Genomic DNA, 16,148 nt, shown 5'->3' with positions numbered 1-16,148 from the left:
TTGAACAAATTCTTGTTCTAAATTTGATTTTAAGGTATTCATGCCAAGATGAGAAACCGTCATGCTGTTAAAGTCTGGTTGGACACCATTAAAAGTACAGTAAGTGGTGTTCAATCCACCAATATCGACTACAGTAGATGAAAACTTTGAATGCTCTGTTGGATTTGAATATGTCAATCCCATGCCTTCGAAACAAATAGTTACATCATTTAGATTGAATATAAATGGTCTGTCATTAAGCTTGAAAAAGATAGGTTTACTATAGTTTTCAATAAATACCTTGAAGGATTCTTTGAGGGACATTGATTTATACATATTAATAGGAATATTAATTGCCACATGCAAATCGATATCCTGATATAACACGTTGATTTTCTTCATTAATTCTACAATTGTTGTATAAATAGATATCTTGTGAATAAGTGTTTCTTTACTTAAGTTATAGTCACTTTGACTCTCAGAGACCATATCGCCTAATAAATATTGTTTTCCTTCATATTCAACTTTGAAAGAATTTGGTTGAATCTCTACCCCCAAGTCATTTACTTCCTGCAGTTTAGTACGGAACATCATTGTTTTTAAATTCCCCTTGTATTCTAATAAGCCTTTTGTTGCGTATTTTCCTGAATCGATTGCGATGAATACTTTTTCTTTCATAAAATCCACTCCTTTCAATTTTTTTAACTTTATATCTTATACAGTTTGTAGGTGAGATATAAGAAAAATTAAGAAGAAATGGTCGAATGGTGTATGAGCATTTCTTAAATTGTCTTAAATAGCTAATTATAGGAAATCTCAAGTATGAAATTAGTTAGCAATTATAGCGAAGCCCGCTATAGATATTAACCTCTTACTGTTTTCGAAGTTCAATATTAGCTCGAACATACTCGAACCAAAAGTGGGTATCTGTCTTCTGGTAAAGTCTTTAAAATGTAATTATCAAGTAAAGGAGGTTACTAATGTTTACAAATATTCCAGAAGAAATGAGAATGGTCAAACAGTGGGTTTGTTACAAAACAACTCCACGAGGAAATAAAATAACGAAAGTTCCTGTTAATCCAATTAACGGAATTCCAATTGATTCGAACAAAAGAGAAAACTGGTTTTCCTTTGAGGAAGCTATTCAATATATAGGTCAAAATGTAATTTCAGGTGTTGGATTTGTTTTCACAGAAGATGATGATTTTGTAGGTATTGATATTGATGAATGTTTCGAGAATGGAGAGTTTAACCAAATTGCTGAGGAGATCCTTTGTAATTTTGAAGGGAAAGCGTATGCAGAGTTTTCTCCGAGTGGTAAAGGTATCCATTTGATTACAAAAGGTACTAAAGAAACTTCAAGGTCAAAGAACAGCAACTATGGATTGGAAATCTATCAAAGCAAACGGTATTTTACTGTAACCGGCAATATGATAGAAGGATATACCAATATTGAATGGTCATCTGACGTTATTAGTGTGATTTGTAGGTCATTTTTAGAAAAAGGAGTTGAAGAACAAAGCATGGTTTTATTGGAAGAAAGAAAGGCGCCTGATGATGAAGGTGTACTTGGTGTTATGTTCAGAAGTAAAAATGGACAACGCTTGGAAAGCTTATATGATGGTGAATGGGAGGGATACTATCCATCACAAAGCGAAGCAGATTTAGCTTTATGTAATGCTCTGGCATTCTATACAGCGAAAGATACAGAAGAAATGGATTTGCTATTTAGAAAATCGGGCCTTTATAGAAGTAAATGGGATAGTATTAGATATGCTGATGGAAGCACATATGGAAATATATTAATACAAAAAGCAGTCGAAGATACAGGTGATGTTTTTGAAAAAAGAACACATAAGGAAACAATGAAATCAAGAAAGCGTTCTTTAAAGCCTGAGTTTCCCAAATGGTATATGAAAGGCCAAAATTCTCTTACGTTCATGCCTGGAATTTTAGCTAAGCATATACAATCGGAAGAAACACTTTTATATTCAAATGAGCACTTCTTTGAATACCGTTCTGGCGTATATATGCAAATAGATGAACAGCAAATCAAGAAAAAAATTCAAAGTAAGTTAATAGATGAACACAGTAAATCATCGCATGTTCGTGATACGTTGGAACAATTAAAGAATAGAGTATGGCATGATGGAGACCTTTTTGAATCTCCGGAGTTAAGGGATAAGATTAACTTTAAGAATGGCTTGTTTAACCTACAAACAGGATTGCTGGAAAAACATACGCCTGACATATTCACGTCCATGCAAGTTAATGCCAACTATAATGAAGGTTCTACCTCTCCGGTATTTAGTAAGTTTATTGAATCAACACTTTCTGAGAAAGATCAATTGATAGCTCAAGAGATACTCGGTTACTTATTGGTTCCAGAAACTTTGGCGGAAAAAGCCTTTATTCTATACGGACCAGGTAGAACAGGCAAGTCAACTTTTTTGAAGTTGATAGAATTTGTATTAGGTAAAGTGAACATTAGCAACGTCGCACTCCAAGACTTATCACAACAATTCAAGCCAAGTCTGCTCTTTGGTAAACTTGCGAATATCTATGCGGATTTACCAAGTAAAGCTTTGCAAGATACCGGTATTTTTAAAACATTAGTAAGTGGAGATACTATAGTCGCTGAAGAAAAATTCAGAACACCATTTTCTTTTAACAACAAAGCCAGGTTGCTCTTTTCTACAAATAATCTTCCAACGAATAATGTCGATAGAACTGATGGTTTTTATAGAAGGCTTATAATACTTCCTTTTGTAAAACAAGTGGCTGAAGCGAACATCGACACTTCATTACAACTCAAGCTACAAAAAGAAGTTGACGGCATTATTCAATGGGGGCTTAGAGGGCTTGAGAGATTAAGAAGCAATAACTATCAATTTACTAAGAGTGATACAACTGAAGAGCTTCTATTTGAATACAAAAAGCAAAGTAATAATGTCATTTGGTTCGTGACCGAACAATGTGAATTAAATGTAACTGGACAAGAACGCAGTCAAGACCTCTATAATCACTATAAAAAGAAATGTCTCGAAAATAACATGCAGTCGATATCACAAATGAAGTTCAACAAGTCTTTGTTAATGGAATACGGACAACGCATACAAAAATCTGAGGATCCAAATAAGCGTGTCCTATTCAAAGGAATTAGTATCAAGAAGACTTCATGAAAGGCTTATGAATAACAAGTAACTAAAAGGAAGGTGTCGGTAATAGAAGGGGTTTTTCTAACTAATAACTATTTTTGAAATAGGAAATGGTATTAAACCATACTATCTCTTTAGAAAAGCATTGATTCACCGGCACCCCCTATACCCCCTCCCTGTAGTTGTTATGGTTTTAAAAGAAAGAAGGACAAGTTGATGGCAAAAATCAATACGTGGTAAGGTAAACTTATTAGTGTGTCTCTTGTTATAGCCTGCAATGGTTGTGGTTGGTGAAACGTTTTATTAAATTGCAAGATTGCCTTTCGTTGAACTACTATGCAATATGAGCTTTCAAAATAAAAGCAACCATGATAGACAGTAATCCATGGAATGTATTATTAAAAATGTTAGAAGAGAAGACTTCGGTGCTGTACCTAAATAGATAATTGTATCGCTTTGTGCGGTGATATGAATAAACAAGCATTGCTACAAATTGAAAAGAACTTATTGAGATACATTGGTTCCTTTGATAGTTGGAGTAGATGTTTTTTTGTGCTATTAATTATTAGGTTGTATTTGAAAATAATTGTTTTATACGAATGAAAAGTAATTTAAGAACGAAGAAAGCGACACGATGATTGTGTAATGCCTCTTCAGAATGATAACAGACAATGAAATATGCTCCCCTTGCAATGCTTTTAACCACCGAATGATAAGAATTGTATCAGAAATTGACATGTAGTTGACAATAACTCGATTACATAATTGTCCCTCCTTTCAAGAAGGACATGAATACAGGATACACAATAACCTGTGAGGGCCGCCAATTCATTAACTCACAACATTTACACTGAGTTACGGGTAGGTTAGGCTTGGCAGGCCAAGCCATCATATACAGATTTGTGAACAATCCATTATAAAACCGCTCACACCAGCTGGAAGATCATAAACGGTACGATTATCGTGTAATGTCGCTTCAGAACGGAGAAAACGGTACGATTATCGTGTAATGTCGCTTTAGAACGGAGAAATCCATACAAATATCCTGAAACGTCGCTTCAGAATGGAGAAAACAGTACGAATAACGTGGAATGTCACCTCAGAACGGAGAAAACGGTACGATTATTGTGGAATGTCTCTTCAGAACGGAGAAAATGGTACGATTATTATGGAATGTCTCTTTAAAAAGATGGCCTGTATAGTTTGTGAGAGACTTTTTGTCAGAAATTAATCATCAAGAAATCTTTTCAAGCTAAAGCAATCATGTTAAGCAACTTTGTTGATTGAGTTGTTGCTATTGTAATTTTTCCCTAATCTAAAGTCTTGACTTTGGAATACATGTAAAATACATTACTTGCGAAGTAAAGATATGAAATACTTTACGGATTTTCTCGGAAAATATAATTACCAATGCGAAACAAAGTAATAATCATTATATTATTTTACTTAAAATGAATCAATTAAGCTTTTCGTTCGTAATATAGTTGAGGAGGAGGAGTTCTTGAAGAAAATATATAGACACACAGAGTTAGGCAAATTGAAATTTATTGAGTTTAATATATATATTATTAGTTTTTTAGCTGTTCCCATAGCTATAGCGTCAGGCAATAACATAATTATGACTTCTGCGTTTATAATGTTGTTGGGGATGAATTTGTTTTTAGTGAAGTTATACTTACAAGGAAGAGGGAATAGAACCTTTCCAAGATATTATGGTATCTCACTATATTTACTCTTATTTTCATGTTTATCAATAATACTTCTGGTGTTTACTCCTAACCCGACTGTATTGACCTATGGTTTTGTTATATCTTTATTTGCTTATTTATTAGTAAGCGGTATTATATTCTATTTTTTAATTAATTTAATTTTCATCTATGGTTTAAAGAAGATGTTTCCTCACGAGTTGAAAGTTAATGTTAGGCAAGAAAATGGATTAAGTCTAAAGAAGCTATCAAGATACATAGATCTGGACAGGCAAAAATTATATTTCAGTATTAGTTTGATAAATTTTATCATTTACCTGGTATTTATATTTTTTGGTATGCTTCTATTCATAAAATATCAAAACGAAGATCAATTAATAAAAATTAGAAGGTTCTCTACCTGGGTTAAGAATGAAGATTCAATAACATTATTTAATGGGGTTAGTTTGTTTTCATTAATGATTGCCGTATATACAGTAACATTTTCTGCACAGAGGAAAATTATCGATGAAGCTGAAAATCGGTATAGTGAAGAGCGAAAGAAGTATTTGTAGAATTATTGGGACAATAACGATGGTTATCCAATGTTCAACATTTACTGATTCTAATTCACACACTATACGTAATCTTGGCACACTTGTGAAGCATAGTAGCAATATATTTTAAAGCTTACAATAATCTAAATAACATAGTACGTAAAACACAGAGTATAACAAGTAGAAGTACTTTATTGTAGTGCATAGTAATAGCCTTGTCTCCGCAAGTATTTAAATCATTCCATAGTCAAAACCATGGTCAAATATTTAGAAATGGCATGGATATCCTTATAAACAAAGGTTTTACAACGATTTATAGGACGTGGGTTCGACTCCCACCGTCTCCATATGAGATTACAGGTGTTTTTCTTAAAGGATATTTGATTTAGCTGTATAACTGGCTGATCAGGTATCCTTTTTAGTTTAAGAATTTCAGGGGAGGAGGACGCTTGTGAAGATTCAAAACCCACACGATAAGTTTTTTAAAGAAAGCATGGGTAATACCGAAGTTGCCAAAGACTTTCTTGCAAACTATTTACCGGCGTCGGTGATGCAGGTTATTGAACTTGCCACACTGCAACCGGAAAAAGACAGTTTTATCAACACAAGTCTTGAAGAAAACTTCTCAGATTTGCTTTTCAGTGCTGACATTGGCGGCAGAGAAGGATATCTTTACTTTCTCTTTGAACATAAAAGTTATATTGACAGTGGAATCGCCTTTCAGTTATTGAAATATATGATGGAGATTTGGGATCTTAAAAGAAATAAGGAACATGCCAAAGAACTTCCTGTAGTCATTCCTATTGTGATTTATCATGGTAAGACGGAATGGAACAAACCTACGAATTTGGGAAGTATGTTGAACGGATACGAAGAGTTGCCGGTAGAAGAAAAAAAGTTAGTGCCGAGTTTCGAATACTTAATTTATGATATTTCATCATATAAAGACGAAGATATTAAGGGGATAGCACATACCCGTATTTTACTCACACTTCTTCGCGATATTCATTCTGGTGAATCAACGAAACTGCGGCAGTCAATCTTACGTGCTGTATACTTTTTAGAGGAATTGGATAATAGGGAAAGTGGCATCGGCTATTTTAAAACCATCATGCGCTATGTTCTCAGTGCAGGCAGAGCATTGACTAAAAGGGACATTCATATGATTATACGGGAAGTAGAAAATATTTTTCCAGAAGGAAGTGAGTTAGCTATGACGTTGGCAGATCAGTGGAGAGAAGAAGGACTGCAAAAGGGGATTGAAGAGGGTATCGAAAAGGGTAAACAAATCGGTAAAGAGGAAGCGCTGGCGGAAGTTGCCGTCAAACAATTAACGGAGAGATTTGGCAAGTTACCGCTGGATATTAAAGTAGCAATTATGCAGGCGGACTCGATTGGATTAGGTCTGTTGTTGTCTAATATTTTCCGTTATGAAGCTGTGGAAGATGTTTGGAAATATATTCAGTGAGGATTTTGGATGAATGTTTCTTTGTTGAAAATGAGTGGTCAATCTACTGCTCGTAAAACAGACATTGAAGCAGTGGAGCCTTGGGACATGGGTTCGACTTCCATCGTCTCCATTATGAAATTACATGTAAAGTGAGTAAGGGATATAGGATAGGAGGAAACTCTTGTGCGGTATCTCTTTTTTTATAACAATTACATTGATATGATATTTAAATAATGGCAGATAAAACATACCTAGACGTATACATAATCTGAAAGGGTGTGGTATGTGTGGATGACAAGGAGAGGACGATTAGTAAAGTTGCCCAAACCGATATTCATACAAGGCTGAGAGAATCTTTAATAGAAGTTGAGCAAATCTAACAGTACCATCAGATTTAATTGTAAAAGTTCAACCAATCTTCTATTTAGATCCGATAGATGCGGTTTATAAGGCATTAGGAGTGAGTTGATTAGTTTTAAGTATGGGTCTAAATTCTGTGATTTGTATGTGTAAGTAATAGAGAATTCCATAAATTTTTATTTAGTCTTATTGTAGTGAACTAGAGAGGGGAATGCTTAGTGGCAACGACAATCGAAGTGAACAAACAAAGTGTTAAACAATTATTAGAAACAGGAAAAGTTAATAAGTTCATTATCCCTGAGTATCAACGTCCATATGCGTGGTCAGATGAACAAATTCAAACGCTCTTTGAGGACCTAGTAGAGTATACAGAAAATAATAACGAAAGTACTTATTTTCTTGGAACAATTGTTTCTTATGAAAATGATAATGGCGAACAAGAAATTATAGATGGTCAACAGCGAATTACCTCTTTATTTTTATTACTACGTGCACTTTATTCAAAACTAAATTCAATGACAGAAACAAAAGAAGTTAAAAACTTCAAGGGACAAATTGAATCTGCATTGTGGGAACAAGATGAATTAACTGCTGAGGTTGATTTCGAAAAAACACTTATTGAATCCAGAGTAATGAGAGACGGGGGAAACAAAGTTTTTTCAGAAATACTTATTACAGGCGATATTGGGGTTTTGGCTAAAGATAACTATTCGTTAAACTACAGATTATTTACAGAGCTAATAGAGAGGTATGCTACAAATGAGCCACAGTTGTTTTTCTACTTCATTCGAAATGTACTAAATAAAGCGATTTTATTACCTATTTCGGCAGATTCACAAGATACTGCATTAACAATTTTCTCTACTTTGAACGATAGAGGATTAGCGTTATCAGATGCAGATATTTTTAAAGCAAAAATCTACAATAAGTTGGATGCTGACGAGAAAGTAACTTTCATTGAGCAATGGCAAAAACTTGACGATGAAGCAACTAATGCGAATGAAAGTATTCAAAAACTGTTTTATTATTATATGTTCTATTTGAGAGCGTTAGAAAACGATAGAAATACCACAACACCAGGGATAAGAAAATACTATTCAAGAAATAATTTTGAACAGCTATACAAGAGCGATGTAATGGGAAATTTGAGTACTGTGCTTAACCTATGGCTTGTAGTAAATAATCGTGTAGAAATTGAAGATGAAGAATGGTCGAAAAATATTGAGATTAAACAAGTACTAGATATATTAACTTCATATCCTAATGAATTTTGGAAGTACCCAGTTGTTATATATTATCTTAAATACAATGATTCGGAAGGTTTCGAAGAACTATTTTTGAAATTCCTAAAGAAACTATTTGCAGTTTTGGCAGCGAGATATATAGTTACCCCGACTATTAACGCTGTCAAGAGAGGAATTTTGAATTTAAACTCTGAAATAATCAAATCTCCAGTTCCAGCATTTGATTTTTCTAAAGTAAGTGAACAAGAATTAAAGGATAAAATCAAGCACGCTCATCGTAATACGGTTCGAATGATATTAAAGATTCTTGCTTACCAAAGTCAGAACGATATACTTCCTGAAAAGTGGGAAATAGAGCATATCTTGCCTCAAAAATGGCAAACAAATTATTTTCCTAATAACTCAGAAAGCGAAGTACAAGAATTAGTAGAACATATTGGAAATAAGGTTCCATTTGAGAAAAAACTAAACATTATTGCAGGAAATGGATATTTTAAAAAGAAGCAACAAAGCTATGATAAATCAAAAGTCCAACTAGTGCTTAATCTTTCTAAAAATCATAATAATTGGGGGTTAAATGAAATTCGAGAAAGAGATATTAGGATTTCTGATGAGCTATTAATCGTACTAAATGATTGGGGATTAAATCAACCTAATATATCTGTTCAGGATGAAACCTCTTCAGTTCCAACGGCTGAAGAATTAAAGATGATTGGAGAACTTAAAAGAAAAGGTCTAATTTAATGTGTACTGCAAATTAAATTGACTATCCTATTAACTGTATATATTTTATTATCTGATTTCTAATGAGATTAGCGTTGATTAAAAAGAAGATTATGTTTATATAATTTATGCTTTATAAAATCAAAGGTCTCATTAAGGGTAATTGATGATTCTCTTCTATTAAGTACATGAATGTTACCTAACTAACCTTTCATTCGAATCAGCATAGTAATCCAGGATGTTTATAGGATTCACGAATTTTGTTAAGTATGTGCTTTTAGCAATAAGAACAAGCTAGCTCCCCTGTATGGTAATTTATAATACGGTGTTTACACGTCTGGCTATAATCTGGCTAATAATAATTAGATGTGCTTACAAACGTTGATATGACTAGATTTATAAGCAATCAGTTTAAATTCCCACCGTCTCCATGATTACAGGTGAAATAGTAAGTGAGGGGTATTGTATATGAGGAAACTCTTGTACCGTATCCTTTTTTTTATAACAATTAAATTGAAATGATGTGTAAATAGTGCGGGATAAAAAACTTACACGTATACATACTCTGAACTACTTTTAATCTTCCGCGCTGTCACTCCCTTTCCTGCTATATTGACAGTGGGCCAGAAGAGGATACACAGTATATCCCCGGAAACCTTTGATCCCTCCTGTATCCTTTTTGCTAAGTCACTCTATATAACAGAAAAGAAGTGGGTTCTTGCTCTTGCTTGCCTGCAAGAGCACCTGAGGAAAGAAGAAATGTTCTTGAAGCCGAAAAATAGAGGAAAGAAGGATTTGTTAGCAGCTTCTTCATAATCGGTACCTGTGCCATTATGACCAATTGCAGCTGTCCAATTTGGCCAAACCATTACTTAAAGAACTTAAGAACATTAAAGAATAATTATCGGGTTGCACCGCGAAGAATAGTTAATCTTGAATTTCAAGTTTTGTTAAAACAAGGGTTTGAGTATGTTCTGGTATTTCTACTTCTTAGTTTATAGAAGGATAATCATATTAAAATCTGTATTAGTTTCAGATATCAGATGCAAATACATTTTTGAATCGTGTCTAATTTGTGTGTGAACCTGTCATCCAGACCCTTTTGTGTGAAATGATTGTAAAAGTTAATTGGGTTACAACACTTTTTCACACTATATATTAAAATTTATTTACGGCGCGGGGAAGTTCAATCATCTAATGAAAGGAAAATTAAGCTAAAAGTGAACACTAAATTCGGTTCGTGGATTAAGAGAGGACTTCGAATGTATGTGTGAAGGAAATGGTAGAAAGAAACCGGGTTCAAAGGTGATGAAATCCATTGGGTTTGGTTTTTAAAAGCGTGGCATATAAATGAAGCAACTCATGTAAAACCTACCTGTAAACACCTAAAATTCTCGATATTACACAGAACACTCGGAAACTCATATTGGAGAGCTCCTAAGGGCTTAAATCCATTTTAAATCCACCGCTGTTTACCGAACAGTGTATTTACGGCGGTGTAATCGGTCGGGAGTTAATTGCTTCCTCCACACAATTTAGAGACAAAGAAGGAACTAACAATTTCATCTATGTTAGGGAGTGCTAGTTATCAATACAAAAGAAAAAAATAACGTAATACGGATTGCTTACGGAGCAAATGAAAGTCAGTTTGGCGATTTACGAATTCCAGATGGGACAGGGCCGTTTCCATTGGCAATGATTATTCACGGTGGTTTCTGGAGAGCGCGGTTTGATCTAGAGCAAATGAATGAAATGGCAGAAGCATTCACCGCAAAGGGCATCGCGACATGGAATATAGAATACCGACGGGTTGGCCAGGAAGGAGGAGGATGGCCCGGTACATTTTTGGATAACGCGGCAGCTGTCGATTATATTCGGGTTCTTGCGAAATCGTACCCGCTTGACGTAAGTCGGGTGATTACCATCGGTCATTCGGCAGGAGGCCATCTTGCCCTATGGCTAGGAACTCGACATAAACTTCCCTCAAATAGTATGTTGCATACATCTGAACATCCTTTGCCATTAAAAGGAGTCATCAGCCTCGCAGGGGCGAACGACTTGGAGACGATGCATGACATTCATCAATGGAAAGAGACGTTGTTCGGGATTGTCGATAATCCGACTCGTGACTTATTAGGTGGGAAGCCCAATGAACAGGCAGAACGCTACAAGGAAGGATCACCATATGAACTTTTGCCGATTGGAATTCCACTCGTCCTCATTCATGGAAGCCTAGATGTCAATGTCCCTATAGGTTTAAGTGAACACTTTGAGAAGGAAGCCCTTAAAGAAGGGGATTCAATTATTCTAAAAACTATTCCGATGGCAGAGCATTTCGAGCTTATTCTACCAGAGACAGAGTCATGGTTGATATTATTAGAATCGGCTAATAGATTATTAGGAAGAAAAAATTAAAAAGGTCATGAGATTTTTTATCTCATAACCTTTTTTTTACGAATACCTGATGTAAGGATAAAAGGTAATCTATATTGTAATCAAAATTTGTAGTTAATGTTCGTATTTCTTTTAGTCGCTGTCTATCTTTGACTTCCAGTACATCACCATCTACATTAATAATCCCTTCTCTTCTCCACTTATTGATGACCTGACTGACACTTTTTCGAGAAATACCCAGGAATTCGGCAAAGTTGGTCTGTGTAAATGGTATTGCCTCTCCAATTTCGTGATCTAACTTTATAGTGTAATGAGCTATTTTTTGTTCAATGTTCCCATTCATGAAAGTAACAATTTCTGCCATGGTGCGGAGTTTGAACAGAAGAGCTTTTGTAAAAACGAGTCTAGCATCTGGAAAAGCATCGCATATTTCATTATAGGCAAAGTCGGAAAAATAATATACCACAGAAGAGCGCACTGCACGTGCGTTGGTGATATAGGGTTCATGATATATGCCTGGTTCACCGAATAGCATACCCTCCGTGATATAGTTTATTGCCTGTTCAGTTCCATCGGTGGAAATGATTGAATTCATAACTATCCCTTTATACAAATAATAGAACCCTTTCCCTTCTTCTTGTTGTTGATAGACAAAGGCGTCTTTATCAAGGTCCAACTGCTGACCAAACCCGAGGTACGGCTGCCAAGAATAACGTAGTTGAACTAAGTCTTTTCTCTCCATTACTAATAAAGTCCTTTTGCATATTTTTTTAGTATTGAAGGATTTTTAATGGAAAGAGATTTTCCAGTGGGCTCAATGTAACCCTTTTCTGTCCACTCTTTAAAGATTTTGTAAATGGTGATTCGTGTAAGTCCCGTGCTGCTGACTATATCTTTTTGGAGTAAAGGGATATTATACTGGCTAAATTCATCATAAATATTTAAAAGTAGGATTGCTAATTTTTGTTCCGCTGGTAACCCTTCTGCACTAATTTTCACAGCAAGCGAATTCATCTCGTTAATGACCGATTGAAGAAAGAGGTGATTCATTTCAGGTTTCTCAAGCATTAGTTTTTCAATTGTATCGTAGTGGAAAAAGTAGAGAACCGATTTCTCGATTGTCTGAGCCGTCGTGTAATGGACAAGTTGATCCATAGCTTGTATTCCTACTAACTGGTTGGGTAAAACTATTTTGAGTAGTAAGTCTTTACGGCCGGCAGTTTTAGTCACAACTTTAACTAAACCTTTTTTAAGATAGTAAAAACCATTACCAACTTCTCCTTGCTTATAAATGATTGATTTATTTTCCAAAAACTGTCGTCTGCCGTACATTTCATACTCTCCCCAGTTAATGTTAAAATCATTAAGTAGAGTCATAGTTTTTAGCTCCTTAATATTGGATATGGGAAAGATTTTAGTATGACGAAACTCAGAAGTCCTAACAAATCCGGAAGGTGCAATATTCAATCACTTATAAATTTTCGGAAATATTAATTTATAAGAGTTAAGTAGGTTACATCGTCTCCACTCATTATATATTAAGATTAATATATGGTAAGGGTGAAGTCAATAATTCCTTCAATATGTAGAGGATGGTGATTCTACCATTAAAATAAATAGAGGAGTATTAATATGAATTACTTTTTAGATTAGTTTGGCAATGCATTAATTTGCGTGACAACGGAAAAATATCAAAGGGGATGGCGACATGAATTTTCAAGAAAAAAATGTATTGAAATCGATTGAAATGAACGGTCAAGAGATTACATTTGATATACACGGTGATGCAAATGGGCCGGTAATTTTATTATTGTCGGGGTGGGCACAAGATCATCGATTATTTAAGCATATTGTCAAGCCTTTAAGCACACAGCACAAAGTTCTTCGCATGAATTATCGTGGACACACGAACCCATTAGACTTTCCAGAAGATTTCGGTCCATCTGATCAAGCAGACGATATTATCGGAGTGCTTGATGCACTAAATATTGAACAAGTGATCCCAATATCTACTTCTCACGGCGGATGGGCGAACATGGAAATTACAGAACGACTTGGAGTAGCGCGGATACCGAAAACCATAGTTATTGACTGGATCATGGTAGAAGCGGCGGGGGAATTCGTGAAGAGTTTGCATGATATCCAAAATCCCAAAACATGGTTTCAAGCACGCCGTGATCTTTTCAACCATTGGATTGGTATTAGCAGCAACCGAGATGTTAAAGATCATTTGGATATTGAAATGGCGAGCTGGGGATTTGACATGTGGGAGCGCTCTTGTCGACGTATTGAAGAGGCATATAATTATTGGGGCTCCCCGTTAATGCGAATGAAAGCTTTGGAAGAAAAGCGCCCAATTGTGCATATTTATTCTCAAGCTGCGGTAGAAGCTTATGAGGATATCCAGCAAAAATTCGCAGACGAAAATCCGTGGTTTAACCATAAAGTCATCAAAGGCGATACTCACTTCCCTACATTGGAGTCTCCAGATGCAGTCGTTAATCTAATTAATGAATTTGTTTCTGCACACTCATTAGTAAAAAAATAAGAAAGTTAGTAATACATCACTCTGACGGAAAAGGTATTATGTAGAAGCACATAATATCTAGTAATTAAAAATGATGATAGAATAATAGTTTATTATCATGATAGACATCGAAATTATGCATGACAGGAGGTCGTTATCGTGACTAAGAAAAAAGTGATAATAGCGGGAGCCGGATTATCGGGTTTAACACTTGCAACAGCGCTTGCTCAACGTGATTGGGATGTTCAAGTTTTTGAAAGATCTTCGCAATTGAGAGAAGTTGGAGCAGGACTGTACACATGGGAAAACGGTTTAAAAGTTTTGGAGTCCATTGGTGTTTTTGATGAGGCATCAAAAAATATAGAATTTATTACGAACCTTGATATGATTGATAATCCGTATGGACGGATGCATTCTACTCAATTCACGAATAAAAACCGATTTTGTGTTATTCCGCGCCAGGATGTCTATAAAGCTTTAGTAAATGCTTGCAAGTGTGCAGGAGTAAAGGTCGAAACAAACGCCGAGACAGTATCCGCCGATCCTTCAGGGATTATTCAATTACGAGATGGAAGAGAATATAAGGCAGATTTGATTATTGGAGCTGATGGAGTTCATTCTAATATTCGAAGTTCACTGAATATTGGAAGGAAAGAAGTCGTGGGCAATGGGGCATGGCGTGCTTTGATTCCAAGAAATGACGAAGATAAAACGGGCATTGCAGAAGAACATTGGAATGAATATCGCCGAATTGGAATTGCACCATCAACCGACAAATATCGTTATGTCTACTTAACCGGGATGACTGCGGACAAAGAAGCACTATCGGAGCCGTTTAACAAAAAAGCATGGTTATCCTCTTTCCCTCATTTGGAATCCGTCTTAGAAAGAATCACTGATTGCAGACTGGATAAAAATTTTTATTACATTTATTTAAATTCATGGAAAAAAGGAAGAGTCGCCCTGCTGGGGGATGCTGCTCACGGAATGGAACCAAATCTCGGACAAGGGGCCGGAGTCAGTATTACAAGCGCGTTGGAGCTTGCGATACAATTGGAACGGTATGATATTGACGGTGCGCTTGATAACTGGGAGAAGGTAATGAAGCCTGCTGCGGACACAACACAAATGTTTTCTAGAATCTATGGCGCAGCCGCATCCAATTGGCCAAAAGAGTTATTAGAAATACGTCCTGAAATTGTGAGCAAAGCAATGGGATCTAACGATATTGATTTAATGATAAGCACAGCAGCAAGATATGTGACCGGTTTAAATGCCTCTGTTTTCATTTAAACAAGCTGATTGATAGAAGGGCTATCCGCCAGTGATATGGCAAGTAAAAAGTTCATGAGAAGACTGTCCATTCAGAAAAAATAAGTCGGGGGGCGACTTTTCCCTTATAGGAAAGTAATGTTAATAGCTCAAAATGTAAGCGCATTCATATATCGGATAAAGTATTAAAAGTCTTATGAAAATGTAATGGAAATCAATGTCTCAAATTAGAGTGGAAAGATGTCTCTAATCGGCTGGATTAAAGAGCTATGAAAGTTAATTCATCAATTTTTACTCCGATAGTGGCAGTTATTTTATTAATATTATTTGAAAGAGGGGGAGTTTTGTATGAATAATAATCTGGATAACCAGAACACTGGAGATAGAAAAACGCTGCTCTTAGGGATTATCATTATGCTGATTGCCGCTACTCTTTTTGGTACACTGGGAACTTTGACAAACCTTGCTGTCCAGGCAGGACTGAGCCCTGTTGCGTTTGCAATGTGGCGTGAATTACTTGGAACCATCTCCTTAATCATTTTACTCGCATTCGGTTTAGGAAAATCAGCCAAGGCAGACCGGATACCTTTATCGAAAATTCCGAAAAACCAAATTCGGAACCTGGTCTTTGCATCCCTTGCTTTTTCAGCCTATAGCTTGGCCATGTTCTATGCTTTTGTTGAATTGTCCGTAGCTTTATCTCCAGCCCTGACTTGAAAGTAACATAAGTTTAATCCTGAAAGTAACCAGCATCTTACAGGCTGATTGGAATTGCTGGGCTATTCGTAGGAATAAAAAT

12 protein-coding genes are annotated in these 16,148 nt (G+C 35.6%); 9 read left to right on the top strand and 3 right to left on the bottom strand.

The annotated features are described in order from the left end of the window. On the bottom strand, window positions 1-657 hold a 657-nt coding region (locus Q1J64_RS15575), incomplete at its 3' end, for a ParM/StbA family protein (RefSeq protein ID WP_301110033.1). A gap of 302 nt (window positions 658-959) precedes the next feature. On the opposite strand from Q1J64_RS15575, the gene Q1J64_RS15570 reads away from it, so the two are divergent. The 6 genes from Q1J64_RS15570 to Q1J64_RS15545 all read left to right on the top strand — a co-directional run bounded on the left by Q1J64_RS15570 (window position 960) and on the right by Q1J64_RS15545 (window position 11,571). Then, window positions 960-3,161, top strand: coding sequence for a phage/plasmid primase, P4 family (locus Q1J64_RS15570; RefSeq protein ID WP_301110032.1), 2,202 nt, complete (start codon window positions 960-962; stop codon window positions 3,159-3,161). A gap of 1,477 nt (window positions 3,162-4,638) precedes the next feature. After that, window positions 4,639-5,397: a hypothetical protein gene (locus Q1J64_RS15565; RefSeq protein ID WP_301110031.1), complete on the top strand. Its 759-nt coding sequence runs from the start codon at window positions 4,639-4,641 to the stop codon at window positions 5,395-5,397. Between the two features lie 433 nt (window positions 5,398-5,830). Continuing rightward, window positions 5,831-6,847, top strand: a complete 1,017-nt coding sequence (locus tag Q1J64_RS15560; protein WP_301110030.1) for an Rpn family recombination-promoting nuclease/putative transposase — start codon at window positions 5,831-5,833, stop codon at window positions 6,845-6,847. Window positions 6,848-6,856: 9 nt separating this feature from the next. Then, complete coding sequence (locus Q1J64_RS15555) at window positions 6,857-6,982, top strand: hypothetical protein (protein WP_301110028.1); 126 nt, start codon at window positions 6,857-6,859, stop codon at window positions 6,980-6,982. Between the two features lie 425 nt (window positions 6,983-7,407). After that, window positions 7,408-9,177: a DUF262 domain-containing protein gene (locus Q1J64_RS15550; RefSeq protein ID WP_301110027.1), complete on the top strand. Its 1,770-nt coding sequence runs from the start codon at window positions 7,408-7,410 to the stop codon at window positions 9,175-9,177. 1,557 nt (window positions 9,178-10,734) lie between these two features. Continuing rightward, window positions 10,735-11,571 (top strand): alpha/beta hydrolase family protein, encoded by an 837-nt coding sequence (locus Q1J64_RS15545; protein WP_301110026.1) that lies wholly within the window; start codon window positions 10,735-10,737, stop codon window positions 11,569-11,571. 22 nt (window positions 11,572-11,593) lie between these two features. Here the strand turns inward: Q1J64_RS15545 and Q1J64_RS15540 are convergent, their stop codons facing one another. Both Q1J64_RS15540 and Q1J64_RS15535 read right to left on the bottom strand, forming a co-directional pair. Then, complete coding sequence (locus Q1J64_RS15540) at window positions 11,594-12,292, bottom strand: Crp/Fnr family transcriptional regulator (protein ID WP_301110025.1); 699 nt, start codon at window positions 12,290-12,292, stop codon at window positions 11,594-11,596. A 2-nt stretch (window positions 12,293-12,294) separates the two neighbouring features. Further along, complete coding sequence (locus Q1J64_RS15535) at window positions 12,295-12,927, bottom strand: Crp/Fnr family transcriptional regulator (protein ID WP_301110024.1); 633 nt, start codon at window positions 12,925-12,927, stop codon at window positions 12,295-12,297. Window positions 12,928-13,258: 331 nt separating this feature from the next. Between Q1J64_RS15535 and Q1J64_RS15530 the strand changes: the two genes are divergently transcribed. The 3 genes from Q1J64_RS15530 to Q1J64_RS15520 all read left to right on the top strand — a co-directional run bounded on the left by Q1J64_RS15530 (window position 13,259) and on the right by Q1J64_RS15520 (window position 16,066). Further along, window positions 13,259-14,098 (top strand): alpha/beta fold hydrolase, encoded by an 840-nt coding sequence (locus Q1J64_RS15530; RefSeq protein ID WP_301110023.1) that lies wholly within the window; start codon window positions 13,259-13,261, stop codon window positions 14,096-14,098. Window positions 14,099-14,236: 138 nt separating this feature from the next. Further along, window positions 14,237-15,370, top strand: coding sequence for an FAD-dependent oxidoreductase (locus Q1J64_RS15525; RefSeq protein ID WP_301110022.1), 1,134 nt, complete (start codon window positions 14,237-14,239; stop codon window positions 15,368-15,370). A 327-nt stretch (window positions 15,371-15,697) separates the two neighbouring features. Continuing rightward, the gene (locus Q1J64_RS15520; protein WP_301110021.1) at window positions 15,698-16,066 is read left to right on the top strand and encodes an EamA family transporter; all 369 of its coding nucleotides are present in this window, start codon (window positions 15,698-15,700) and stop codon (window positions 16,064-16,066) included. The last annotated feature ends 82 nt before the right edge of the window (window positions 16,067-16,148 follow it).

Origin of the sequence: Sporosarcina sp., from assembly GCF_029257255.1 — a bacterium.
Taxonomy (GTDB): domain Bacteria; phylum Bacillota; class Bacilli; order Bacillales_A; family Planococcaceae; genus Sporosarcina.
Note: the sequence above shows the minus strand (reverse complement) of the source record. Positions and strands in the feature narration are given on the sequence as shown.

Bases quoted from the DNA above. Each gene is read 5' to 3' on its own strand.
- Q1J64_RS15535 (WP_301110024.1), bottom strand. From the start codon at position 12,927: ATGACTCTACTTAATGATTTTAACATTAACTGGGGAGAGTATGAAATG.
- Q1J64_RS15530 (WP_301110023.1), top strand. From the start codon at position 13,259: ATGAATTTTCAAGAAAAAAATGTATTGAAATCGATTGAAATGAACGGT.
- Q1J64_RS15555 (WP_301110028.1), top strand. From the start codon at position 6,857: ATGAATGTTTCTTTGTTGAAAATGAGTGGTCAATCTACTGCTCGTAAA.
- Q1J64_RS15520 (WP_301110021.1), top strand. From the start codon at position 15,698: ATGAATAATAATCTGGATAACCAGAACACTGGAGATAGAAAAACGCTG.
- Q1J64_RS15570 (WP_301110032.1), top strand. From the start codon at position 960: ATGTTTACAAATATTCCAGAAGAAATGAGAATGGTCAAACAGTGGGTT.
- Q1J64_RS15540 (WP_301110025.1), bottom strand. From the start codon at position 12,292: ATGGAGAGAAAAGACTTAGTTCAACTACGTTATTCTTGGCAGCCGTAC.